The organism is Streptomyces sp. NPDC059524 (genome assembly GCF_042749255.1).
GTDB classification, from domain to species: Bacteria; Actinomycetota; Actinomycetes; order Streptomycetales; family Streptomycetaceae; genus Streptomyces; species Streptomyces xanthii.
On sequence record NZ_JBHYTK010000217.1, the window covers coordinates 1 to 10,688 of the forward strand.

The window sequence follows — 10,688 nt, forward strand, 5'->3', positions numbered from 1 at the left end:
GGCCTGATCCACAGGCCCGGTTCCGCCGACTGCCGGCCGGGGTCCACTTCGCGACCCGGCAGGTGTACTGGTCCCGCCACGTGCCGCTCGACGGGCACCTGGCGAACCTGAGCAGCTTCTCCGACTTCCTCGTCCTCGGCGAGGAGCGCACGACCGCGTTCCTGGCGGCCGAACGCGCCCTGCTGGCCGAGGTGTTCCCCTCGGGCACCGTCGAGGAGCGCTACGTCGTCAGCCTCGCCGTCGCCCGGCCGTGACGGGTCAGCCGGCCTTCTCCACGAAGTCGGTCGTGTAGGTCTTCTTCAGGTCGATCGTGGCGTCCTTCAGGTTCGGGTTGAAGGACTTCAGGACGCGCTGGACCGTCGCGGGGCCGTCGGCCGGCATGCGGCCGTCCTTCGTGAACATGGGCAGCGTGCTCTCGATGGCCTGCGCGTAGAGGCCCTCGCCGCCCTGCGCGTAGTCACTCGGCATCTTCGCGGCGATCTCTTTCGCACTGTGCGTGGACATCCACTTGAGGGTGCGGACGAACGCGTCGGTGAGCTTCTGGACCGTGTCCTTGTGGCCGTTCACCCAGTCCGTGTTCATGTAGAGGCTGGAGGACGGGTACAGGCCGCCGAGGGCCTGCTTCGAGCCCTCGGGGGTGCGCATGTCGACGAGGACCTTGCCGAGCTTCTTGTCGAGGATCTGCGCGACGGTCGGGTCGGTGGTCATGCCGCCGTCGATGGAACCCTTCTGCAGCGCGGAGATGAAGGTCTGGCCCGCGCCGACCGCGACGTTCGTGAACTGGTCGACGGCCACCCCGTCGTGGACGCCGAGGTACTTGGTGAGGAAGTCGGTGGAGGAGCCGAGGCCGGTGACGCCGAGCTTCTTGCCCTTGAAGTCCTTCGGCGACTTCAGGTCGCCCGCCGCCTTGTTGGACACGATCTCGACCTCGCCGGGCGTCTGGGCGAGCTGCACGACGGACTCGACCGACTTGCCCTTCGTCTGGAGGTCGAGGGTGTGGTCGTAGAAGCCGACGACGCCCTGGACGTTCCCGGCGACGAGGGAGGTGGTGGCGTCGATGCCGGCGGGCTCGCTCAGGAGCTCCACGTTCACGCCCTCGTCCTTGAAGTAGCCGAGGCGCTGGGACAGCATCGCGGGAAGGTAGATGACCTTGTCGATGCCGCCGACCATGATCTTGACCTTGTCGCCCTTGCCGCCGCCCCCGCCCTCGGTGGCCTTGGAGGAGACCTCGTCGGCGCAGCCGCTGAGCGCGGCGAGCGCGACGAGGGCCGCGGTGGCGGCGGTGAGGCGGACGGTGAGCTTCTTGCGGGACATGGGCGCTCCTGAGGAAGGGGGGAGGGTGCGGGAGGTCAACGGGCTTCCGTGGCGGCCGGCTTCCAGCGGAACAGCTTGTTCTCGAGGAAGGTGAGCAGCGCTTCGGCGAGCAGGGCGACGACGGCGAGGATGACCATGGCCGCGTAGACGCCGGCGGAGTTGAAGGTGCCCTGGGAGGCGGAGACGAGCAGGCCGATGCCCTTGGTGGCGCCGATGTACTCGCCGACGATCGCCCCGATCAGGGCGAAGCCGAAGCTGACGTGGAGGCTGGTGAAGATCCACGAGGTGGCGGCGGGGATGACGACCTGGAAGGTGACCTGACGGTCGCGGGCACCGAGGATGCGGGCGTTGTCGATGAGGTGGCGGTCGACCTCGCGGGCGCCCTGGAAGGCGTTGAAGAAGACGGGGAAGAAGACCAGGACGACGGCGGAGGCGACCTTCGAGGCGGGGCCGAGGCCGAACCAGATGAGGAAGATCGGCGCGAGGACGATCCGGGGCAGCGCGTTGAGGACCTTGATGTACGGGCCCATGACGTCGGCCAGGAAACGGACACGGCCGAGCGCGATGCCGAGCACGACCCCGACGACGACGCCCACGACCCAGCCGAGCAGGGCTTCGTAGAGCGTGTACCAGATCTGTTCGAGCAGGGAGCCCTGCGGGGTTCCGTGCAGCGCCCACTGCTGGATCTGGTCCCAGATCTTCGAGGGCATCGAGAAGTTGAACGGGTCGATGATCCCGGCGCGGGAGAACCACTCCCAGACGCCGAGGACGAACACGAGGACGGCGGCGCGGGCGAGGAGGACGACGGCGCGGCGGCGGCGCGCGGCGCGGGCGCGTTCGGCGGTGCGGGCGGACACCGGGACGTCCGTCTTCGCGAGGGGGGCGGCGCTCGCGGTGGTGTCAGGCGACATGCTGGGCGCCCCTTTCGCGGGTGATGCGGACTTCCTCGCCGAGCGAGGACCAGATCTCGCGGTAGATCTCGACGAAGCGGGGTTCCAGGCGGATCGACTCGACGCGGCGCGGGCGCGGCAGGTCGACGGTGAAGACCTCCTTGACGGTGGCGGGGCCCGCGGTCATGACGACGACCTTGTCGGCGAGGGCGATGGACTCCTCCAGGTCGTGGGTGACGAAGACGACGGAGGATCCGGTGCCGGCCCACAGCTCCATGAGCTCGTCCGACATGAGGGCGCGGGTCTGGACGTCGAGCGCGGAGAACGGCTCGTCCATGAGGAGGATCGACGGGTCGTTGACGAACGTGGCGGCGAGGGCGACGCGTTTGCGCTGGCCGCCGGAGAGCTGGTGCGGGTAGCGGTCCTCGAAGTCGGTCAGGCCGACGCGGGCCAGCCAGGCGCGGGCCCGCTCCCTGGCCTCCGCCTTGGGGACGCCGCGGAAGCGGGGTCCGGCCATGACGTTGGACAGGACGGTCCGCCACGGGAAGGTGGCGTCCTGCTGGAAGACGAAGCCGACCCGCTCGTCGATGCCGCGCACCGGGGTGCCGGAGAGCATCACCTCGCCGTCGGTCGGCTCCTCGAGGCCGCTGACGAGGGTGAGGGTGGTCGACTTGCCGCAGCCGGTGGGGCCGACGACGGCGACGAACTCGCCCTGCTGGACGGTCAGGTCGAGGTCGTGGACGGCGGTGTGGGAGGCGCCGGAGGGGGTGCGGAAGGCCTTGCGCACCCCGCGCAGTTCGATGGCCGGACTGGAAGTCATGCCGCGGAACCTAGGAAGGGCCGGAGCGCGGCGGAAGTTTTCTCCGGCAACCGCGGATTGTGCGCGTAAAAGGGATTCTGCTCATTGTGCCGACGGCCTCGGCGCCGGGTCCCGCCGGAACTCTTCCCAGGTCAGACCGGGCCGGTTACGGTGCGGGCACCCTCGCGCAACGTCTGGTCGCGCGGGGAAGTTCCCGAAGGCAGGTGTCAGAAGTGGCCCGCTTGCGCATCGGCTGGCCGAGGCAGGTGTTCGCCCAGGTCCTCATCGCCCAGCTCCTCATCACGACCGGGGTGCTGCTGCTCCTCACCGGCCTGTTCCTGCAGCCGCTGCGGACCCAGCTCGACGACCAGGCCGAGCACCAGGCGCTCGCCGTCGCGCAGACCACGGCCGCCGATCCGCAGATCGCGGAGGGGCTGCTGACGACGCGGGCCGACGCCGGCGGGCCGGTGCAGCGGCAGGCGGAGCGGACCCGGCGGGCCACCGGTGCCCTGTACGTCGTGGTGATGGACCGGCGCGGGATCCGCTGGTCGCACACGGACGCGCGGGAGGTCGGCCACCGGGTCTCGACGGACCCCTCGATCCCGCTGCACGGGCATGTCGTGCTCCAGGTCGACCGGGGCACGCTGGGGCGCTCGGCGCGGGCGAAGGTGCCGCTGCGGGACGCGACGGGTGACGTGATCGGGGCGGTGTCGGTGGGCATCGCCTACTCCGGGGTGCAGGACCGGCTGCTGTCGGCGCTGCCCGGGCTGCTGCGGTACGCGGGGACGGCGCTGGCCGTCGGGGCCTGCGCCGCGTTCCTCGTGGCCCGCACCCTGCGCAAGCGCACGCACGGGGTGTCCGTCGCCGACATCTCCGCGCTGCTCTGCGAACGGGAGGCGATGCTGCACGCCGTGCGCGAGGGCGTCATCGCGCTGGACGGGCGCGGGCGGGTGCGGCTCGTGAACGACGAGGCCGCGCGGCTGCTCGCGCTGGAGGACGGGGCGGAGGGGCGGGGCCTGGACGAGGTGCTCCCGCCGGGCCGCTCTCGCGACGTGATCGCCGGGGAGGTGACGGGGCGGGACCTGCTCACGGTGCGCGAGAACCGGGTGCTCATCGCGAACCGGATGCCGACCCCCGACGGCGGCGCCGTCGTCACGCTCAGGGACCGCACCGAGGTGGAGCTCCTGGGCCGCGAACTCGACTCCATCAAGGGCCTGTTGGACGCCCTGCGCGCCCAGGACCACGAGCACGCCAACCGGCTGCACACCGTCCTCGGCTTCCTCGAACTCGACCTGACCGAACGGGCCCGCAGCTACGTCGCCGGGCTCACCCGGGCGCGGCGCGCCTGCGCCGAGGAGTTCGCGGAGCGGGTACGGATGCCGATGGTGTCGGCGCTGCTCGTCGGCAAGTCGGCGATCGCCTCGGAGCGGGGCGTGACCCTGCGCCTGTCCGACCGCACGCACCTCCCGACCGGGCTGATCGACGCGCGGGACGTCGTGACCGTGCTCGGCAATCTCATCGACAACGCGCTGGACGTGGTCGGCGGCGGGCGCGCCGCGCGGCCCGTCGTGGAGGTGGAGGCGTTCGTGGAACGGGACACGGTCGTCGTACGGGTCAGCGACAACGGGCCCGGCGTGCCCGTGGAGTTGCGGGACACGATCTTCCAGGAGGGCTGGAGCACCAAGGAGTCCCCCGCGCACCGCGGGCGCGGGCTCGGCCTCGCCATGGTGCGCAGTCTCGCCGAGCGTTACGGCGGCACCGCGCGCATCGCCGCGCGGGCCGGCGGCGGCGCCGTCTTCACGGTCACCTTCCCCGACATCGTGTCCCGGCCCGCGCCGGCCACCCCGCACCCGTCCGTCCTGGCTGGAGAACCCTCATGATCGATGTCCTGGTGGTGGACGACGACTTCCACGTCGCGGAGATCAACGCCGCCTACGTGGAGAAGACCCCCGGCTTCCGCGTCGCGGGCACCGCCCACACGGCCCTCCAGACCATGCGCCTGCTCGAGTCCCGCGAGGTCGACCTGCTCCTGCTCGACCACTACCTGCCCGACCGCACCGGCCTGGACCTCGTGCGGGCGCTGCGCCGGCAGGGGGTGCGCAGCGACGTCATCATGGTCACGGCCGCGCAGGACGTCGAGGTCGTGGAGGCGGCGCTGCGCTACGGCGTCCTGCACTACCTGGTCAAGCCGTTCACGTTCGACGGCCTGCGCTCCCGCCTGGAGAGCTACGTCGAACTGCGCCGCTCCCTGCGGGACGCGGGCGGCCGCACGGCGCCGGGCCAGCAACGCATCGACCGCATCTTCGGCGCGGTCCGCACCCCGCCGGGCGGCGCCACGCCCCCGGCGAAGGGCTGGTCGGGCCCCACGGCGGACCTGATCTACCAGGTCATCGCCCGCTCCGAGACCCCGCTCTCGGCCCAGGAGGTCGCCTTCCGCGCGGGCCTCAGCCGCTCCACGGCCCAGCGCTACCTCCGCCACCTCCAGGACACCGGCACCCTCCGGCTGACCCTCCGCTACGGCGACGCGGGCCGCCCGGAGCACCGGTACGGGGCGAGCGGGGGGTGAGGTGTCAGGATTTCGGGGCGCGGTGGAGCTGGATCTCTCGGTTGACGAAGAGGTGGACGTAGCCGCAGCGCCAGCAGATCAGGCCCGTCGCGGTCTCGTCGGCCCAGGCCAGGTTGAAGAGTTCGCCGCCCGTGCTGTTCAGTTTCACGCCGCGCTCGCGGAACAGGTCGCTCTTGCAGACCTGGCAGGTGATCCACATCTCGCCCAGTGAGGCGCGTACGGGCTTGGCCATGGTCGTTCCCCCCGTCGTCCGGTCCAGCGATCATGCATCGGGCCCGCGTGCCGGTGAAGGAACTTGAGCAACTCCTGAGCTACCGGGGCGGGAAGCGGAACGGGACGCCGAGATGCGTGGCCAGGGCCTGGCCGGCCTCGGTGGCGCGGGGGCCCGGGTTCTCGTGGATCAGGGCGAGGGAGGCCTCGCCGGACGGGGAGTCGAGGATCGCGACGAGTTCCACGAACCAGTCGTGGACCGTGTCGCCGTCCCAGACGGCCTCGATCGCGACGACCCGGCCGGGGTGCGCGGCGGCGCGGGCCGTGAGGGCGGGGACGTCGAGGGGGTCGGGGCGCCGGCGCTCGACGCGGTCGCCGAGCGTCTCGTAGCGGGCGGCGACCACGTCCTGGGCGGCGTTCAGACCGAGCCCCTCGTGGCGCAGGGCCTCCCAGAGGGTGCGGACCGCGAACAGGAAGCGGTCGCGGAGCACATCGGCGTCGACCGCGCGCCGGGTCGCTTCGTCGGCGCGGGCCCACCAGCCTGCGGGGTCCGGTGGGCCTGCGTCGTCGTTCATGCCGCCGATCTTGTCATGACCGGGCGGCGGTCAGACAGCCGTGCCGTAGACCCCCATCTCGTAGATCGAGTAACCCCAGGTCGAGTTCCGCTCGACACCCTGCATGCGGACGTACGAGGCGGCCTCTGCGCCGGTGAGGCGGACGACGTCGGTGCCGCAGGCGGCCGGGGTGCGGGTGGCGGCGGTGGTCCAGTGGACGCCGTCGGCCGAGGTCTCGATGCGGTACTCGGTGGCGCAGGCACTCTCCCAGGCGAGGGTCACCGCGGCGACCTTCGTGGGGGCGGCGAGCTTGATCTGCACCCAGGAGTCGTCGGCGTATCCGGAGGCCCAACGGGTCTGGTTCGAGCCGTCGTTGACGTTGGCGGCCTTGAGGCGGTCGAGGTTCTGCTCGACGCTGGAGGCGGTGGCGGTGCCCTTGAGCGCGAGGTTCTCGGAGCCGTCCGCGGAGCCCCACAGCTCGATCACCATGTCGGCCTGGACGAGGAACGTGTCGAGGACGCCGTCGGCGACCTTCACGGGCGCCTTGCCCCAGGTGTTGCGGGCGGGGTCGACCTTGACCGCGGCGGCCTGCTCCTGCAGCTCCCGGGCCTGGCCCAGCAGGGTCCTTGCGCGGTCCTCGTCGCCGTCGACGCGCGCGGCGAGCGCGTCCAGCATGGTGACGGTGGCCTTGCCCCACAGTGCGGTCGCGTCGAGCCAGGGCCCCGCGTCGGTCACGAACCCGGCCTGCACGGAACCGGCGCGGATGCGCGCGGGCGCCGCAGCGATCTCCTGCGCGTAGGTCCGCAGCCCGGCGACGGCCGCGTCCCGCTCCCCCGCCTTCCAGCGGGTCCAGAACTGGTCGATGCGGGCATCGAGTTGGGGCGCCTGCTCCTGCCAGGGCTTCGGCCCGAAGGTGGGCGCGAGGTGCTCCAGGTCGGAGAAGACCCGCAGTGCGCCGGCCGCCTCGCGGTCACCGCCCGCGAGGTAGTCCATGGCCTGCTTCCAGGTGGCGTCCGCGTCGTAGGCGCGGTCGTTCCAGGCGAAGGAGGCGGAGCCGAAGACGGCGACCTTGCTGGCGTAGGGCTGGTTCATCGGGTTGGCGACGATGCCGCTCAGGTGCTCGGACAGGCCCGCCTCGCGCTTGTCGTACGGGGCGAGCAGCAGCCGGCCGCTGGTCTGGCCGTAGTCGTTGACCGGGTAGTTGTCCCACACGAAGACCTTGCGGCCGAAGAGCTGGGAGGCGGCGTCGGCCTGCGCGTTCGTGATGGACGGCGGGACGACGTCGGTGCCGGTCCACATGACGACGACGGCCGGGTCGAGCGTGGCGCGCATCGTCTGCTTGTACGCGGTGTCGGTGAGGTCGCCGTACTCGGTGGGCACCATCTGGAGCGGGTGCGCGCCCTCGTGCGTGGCGACGAAGTTCTTCTGGACGTCGTTGAGGAGGTCGACCTGGGCCTTGGCGGCGGCGGCGCGGCCGGGCGCTCCGTACGCGGTCTGGTCGCCCGCGCAGTTCCACTTGGTGTAGCTGATGTCGTCGAGCGGGATGGAGAAGGCCCGCACGCCGAGGTCGTAGACGGCCTGGAGCTTCTTCTTCAGGGCGGCGCGGTCGGCCGGGTCCGAGTAACAGATGGAGCCGCCCGGTGAGACGGCGAAGGTGAAGCGGACGTGGTTGGCGTCGGCGCGCTTCACGAGGGTGCCCAGCTCGGTGACCTTGTCGGCCGGGTACGGGTCGCGCCACTTGTCGCGGTGGTAGGGGTCGTCCTTGGGCGCGTAGACGTACGTGTTGGCCTTGACGTCGCCGTAGAAGTCCATCTGGTCGAGGCGTTCGGCGGGCGACCAGGGCTGCCCGTAGAAGCCCTCGATGGTGCCGCGCAGGGGCATCGCCGGCCGGTCCTCGACGCGGGCGCCCGCGATGCGCCAGACGCCGTCGGCCCGGACGAACAGCTGGCGCAGGGTCTGCACGGCGTAGAACTGTCCGGCCGCGTCGGCGCCGGCCAGGGTCACCTGCCGGTCGTCGTCGCGGACGGCGACGCGCAGGGCGTAGCCCTCGGCGGCGTCGGGTGCCTTCGTGTCGCCGAGCGCGCGGGCGATGTCGGGGCGGTCGGCGGGGCCGAGCCGGAGGACCAACTGCCCGTGCGGCAGGGCCGATCCTGGGGCGAGCACGTCGACGCGGTCGGCACCGTGGGCCTTCAGCTCGCGTACGAGGCGGTCGCGGGCGGCGGCGTCGGTGCGGTCGTCGGCGACGACGGCGACGCGGCCGGTGACCTCGGCGTCGCCGCCCTCGCGGGCGATCTCCCGGGGCGCGGGCGCGACGGAGGGCAGCGGCTGCTCCGCCGCGCGGGCGTCACGGGAGTCGGGGGCGGCCGTGGCGAGGGGGCCGAGGGTGAGCTGGCCGGCGGCCAGGCCGGTGACGAGGAGTGCGATGCCGAGGAGGGTGCGGGATCTCTTGCCGGAGCGCTTCACGGGCAACACCTGTCGTTTTCTGCTCGGTTGACGAGTTCTCACATCAGATACGCGCAGGGGGCGGGCTGTGCGCCACCGTGGCACAGAGCCCGTAGCATGTCTAGACCTCTTGGTCTAGACCTCCTTGGCGTCCTGGGAACTCCTGCCGTTCCCGCGGGCCGGCGGCCCGACCGGCAGCCCCTTCGGCTCCTTGATCCGCTTCATGATGATCTGCGAGTTCACCTCGGTGACCCCGTCGAGGGCGGTGAGCCGCTCGATCCACAGCCGCTCGTACGCCGCGAGATCCGCGACGGCGATCCGCAGCAGACAGCCCGGACTGCCGAAGAGCCGGTACGCCTCGATGACGTCGGGAATGTTCTGGAGCGCCCGCTCGAAGGCCTCGACGGACTCGCGGTCGCGGCGCACCTCGATGGAGACGAGCACCTCGAAACCGCGGCCGACCGCCTCCGGGTCGATGATCGCGCGGTACCCCTGGATGACGCCGTCCTGCTCCAGCTGGCGCACCCGCCGCATGCAGGGCGACGGACTCAGGCCCACCCGCTGGGCGAGCTCCTGGTTGCTGAGCCGCCCGTCGGCCTGAAGCTCACGCAAGATATTCAAATCGATCCGGTCCATCGAGCAATTATCCCCTACGCTACGCGCGCAGAAGCGGCAATTTCGCAATCCGATTGCGCGCCGTTCGATTTACCCTTGCGAGGAATCCCCCTGCTCGTCTCGTCTTCCCGACGATCCCTGTCACGCGCCCGTGACCCCGCGACCCGTGAGGCAGCCGCCATGGACACCAAGAACATCACCCTCATCAGCACCGGCGGCACGATCGCCAGCCGCTGGCAGGGCACCGGTTACGCCGCCGACGCGGGCGGCGACACCGTCCTGGCCAGCGCCGCCGTGCCCGACGGGGTCGAGGTGCGGGTGCTCGACCTGTTCAACGTGAACAGCTCGCGGATGACCACCGAGCGCCAGCTCACGCTGCTGCGCACGGTGCGGGAGGTCCTCGCCGACCCCTCGGTCGACGGCATCGTCGTCACGCACGGCACGGACACCCTGGAGGAGTCCGCGTTCCTGCTCGACCTGCACCACGACGACCCCCGCCCCGTCGTGTTCACCGGCGCCCAGAAGCCGCTCGGCGCGACGGACGGCGACGGCCCGGGGAACATGTACGACGCGCTCCAGGTGGCCGCCTCCGTACGCGACCTCGGCGTGCTCGTCGTCTTCGACGGCAAGGTGCACGCCGCGCGCGGCACCGTGAAGACGCAGACCCTCGCCGCGGACGCCTTCTCCGACCCGTCGGCCGACGTGCCGGTGGGCCGGCTCGGCTTCGGCCGGGTCGACATCCGGCGCACCCCGCAGCGGCCCGCGCCGCTGGCCGTGCCGCCCGTCGAGACCGCGATACCGCGCGTCGACATCGTGATGCACCACAGCGACGCCGACCCGGCCCTGTTCGAAGCGGCGATCGCGGCGGGGGCGCGCGGGATCGTGCTCGTGGCGACCGGGGCGGGGAACGCGACGCCGGAGTTCGTCGAGGCGGTGGGCTCCGCCGTGCGGGCGGGTGTTCTCGTCGCCGTCTCCACGCGGGTGCCGGCCGGGCCGCTGGCCGAGATCTACACCGGGGGCGGGGCCGTGGATCTGGTGGCGGCCGGAGCGGTGCTCTCCGGAGTCCTCCGGGCCGGGCAGACCCGGGTGGCCGTGCTGTCGGCGCTGCTCTCCGAGGGGGCGGCGGATGTCCGCGGGAAGCTGGTGCGAGAGCTGCTCGGCGTGTCCGAGGGGGCCGTGGCCCAGGCGGCGTGACGCCGTAGCTCCGCCGGCTTCTCCGCCGGGTGCGGCTTGCGTCGTGGCTGGTCGCGCAGTTCCCCGCGCCCCTGGGAGGCATGCGCTGCGCGCAGCCTCCCAGG

Annotated in this window: 10 protein-coding genes and 2 pseudogenes; 4 read left to right on the forward strand and 8 right to left on the reverse strand. The window is 71.9% G+C overall.

Features of this window, described 5'->3' with window-relative positions; genetic code table 11:
- Positions 1-254 (forward strand): annotated as a pseudogene (locus ACFW9D_RS35675) (SAM-dependent methyltransferase); the annotation flags it as partial.
- A 4-nt stretch (positions 255-258) separates the two neighbouring features.
- Here the strand turns inward: ACFW9D_RS35675 and ACFW9D_RS35680 are convergent.
- From ACFW9D_RS35680 to ACFW9D_RS35690, 3 genes are read right to left on the reverse strand one after another with little or no spacing between them, the layout of a single operon-like run.
- Positions 259-1,314 (reverse strand): ABC transporter substrate-binding protein, encoded by a 1,056-nt coding sequence (locus tag ACFW9D_RS35680; RefSeq protein ID WP_188336255.1) that lies wholly within the window; start codon positions 1,312-1,314, stop codon positions 259-261.
- Between the two features lie 35 nt (positions 1,315-1,349).
- Complete coding sequence (locus ACFW9D_RS35685) at positions 1,350-2,225, reverse strand: ABC transporter permease (protein ID WP_384629194.1); 876 nt, start codon at positions 2,223-2,225, stop codon at positions 1,350-1,352.
- A complete protein-coding gene (locus tag ACFW9D_RS35690; protein WP_188336257.1) occupies positions 2,215-3,024 on the reverse strand; it encodes an ABC transporter ATP-binding protein in 810 nt (269 codons plus the stop codon). Before ACFW9D_RS35690 ends, ACFW9D_RS35685 begins: the two co-directional genes overlap by 11 nt.
- 221 nt (positions 3,025-3,245) lie before the next feature.
- Here ACFW9D_RS35690 and ACFW9D_RS35695 point away from each other — a divergent pair, with 221 nt between their 5' ends.
- Both ACFW9D_RS35695 and ACFW9D_RS35700 read left to right on the forward strand, forming a co-directional pair.
- Positions 3,246-4,883 (forward strand): ATP-binding protein, encoded by a 1,638-nt coding sequence (locus ACFW9D_RS35695; protein WP_384629206.1) that lies wholly within the window; start codon positions 3,246-3,248, stop codon positions 4,881-4,883.
- The gene (locus ACFW9D_RS35700) at positions 4,880-5,569 is read left to right on the forward strand and encodes a response regulator (protein ID WP_384629197.1); all 690 of its coding nucleotides are present in this window, start codon (positions 4,880-4,882) and stop codon (positions 5,567-5,569) included. The genes ACFW9D_RS35695 and ACFW9D_RS35700 overlap by 4 nt, the downstream gene beginning before the upstream one ends.
- Before the next feature lie 4 nt (positions 5,570-5,573).
- On the opposite strand, the gene ACFW9D_RS35705 is transcribed toward ACFW9D_RS35700, so the two are convergent.
- The 5 genes and pseudogenes from ACFW9D_RS35705 to ACFW9D_RS35725 all read right to left on the reverse strand — a co-directional run bounded on the left by ACFW9D_RS35705 (position 5,574) and on the right by ACFW9D_RS35725 (position 9,411).
- Positions 5,574-5,801: a hypothetical protein gene (locus ACFW9D_RS35705; RefSeq protein WP_188336259.1), complete on the reverse strand. Its 228-nt coding sequence runs from the start codon at positions 5,799-5,801 to the stop codon at positions 5,574-5,576.
- Between the two features lie 79 nt (positions 5,802-5,880).
- Entirely contained in the window at positions 5,881-6,354 is a 474-nt protein-coding gene (locus ACFW9D_RS35710) for a hypothetical protein (RefSeq protein ID WP_188336260.1), read from the reverse strand.
- Positions 6,355-6,384: 30 nt separating this feature from the next.
- Positions 6,385-6,822, reverse strand: a complete 438-nt coding sequence (locus tag ACFW9D_RS35715) for a discoidin domain-containing protein (RefSeq protein WP_384629208.1) — start codon at positions 6,820-6,822, stop codon at positions 6,385-6,387.
- A 3-nt stretch (positions 6,823-6,825) separates the two neighbouring features.
- Positions 6,826-8,757, reverse strand: a pseudogene (locus ACFW9D_RS35720) (beta-N-acetylglucosaminidase domain-containing protein); the annotation flags it as partial.
- A gap of 153 nt (positions 8,758-8,910) precedes the next feature.
- On the reverse strand, positions 8,911-9,411 hold the full coding sequence (locus ACFW9D_RS35725; protein ID WP_384629201.1) for an Lrp/AsnC family transcriptional regulator: 501 nt from the start codon (positions 9,409-9,411) through the stop codon (positions 8,911-8,913).
- Between the two features lie 159 nt (positions 9,412-9,570).
- On the opposite strand from ACFW9D_RS35725, the gene ACFW9D_RS35730 reads away from it, so the two are divergent.
- A complete protein-coding gene (locus ACFW9D_RS35730) occupies positions 9,571-10,584 on the forward strand; it encodes an asparaginase (protein WP_384629203.1) in 1,014 nt (337 codons plus the stop codon).
- The last annotated feature ends 104 nt before the right edge of the window (positions 10,585-10,688 follow it).